The sequence below is a fragment of the Streptomyces nanshensis genome (assembly GCF_001751255.1).
In the GTDB taxonomy this organism is placed as follows: domain Bacteria; phylum Actinomycetota; class Actinomycetes; order Streptomycetales; family Streptomycetaceae; genus Streptomyces; species Streptomyces nanshensis_A.
In genome coordinates this window covers 211-469 of sequence record NZ_LJGW01000117.1, presented here as the reverse complement: position 1 = coordinate 469, position 259 = coordinate 211, and the positions used below count along the sequence as shown (strand labels likewise).

1 protein-coding gene is annotated in these 259 nt (G+C 75.7%); it reads left to right on the top strand.

What is annotated here, in order from left to right; translation table 11 throughout:
* Positions 1–259 (top strand): ketoreductase domain-containing protein (locus AN218_RS37950; protein WP_244900321.1); only part of this gene is annotated, 259 nt, incomplete at both ends.

Here is a 259-nt window from a genome sequence, read left to right as displayed (position 1 = left end):
CATGTGGCCAGGCGGCTCGCCGCCCGCGGCGACTGCTCGCTTCTCCTGCTCTCCCGCCGCGGCCCCGACGCGGACGGCGCGGCCGGACTCCGCGCCGAACTCGCCGCCACGGGCACCGACGTGCGCCTGCTGGCGGCCGACGTCGCCGACCGCGACGCGATGACCGCGCTCGTGGAGGAACTGCGCACCGAGGGCACCGTGATCGACGCCGTGGTGCACACCGCCGGAGTCGTCCGTGACCTGCCGATCGACAAGAGCG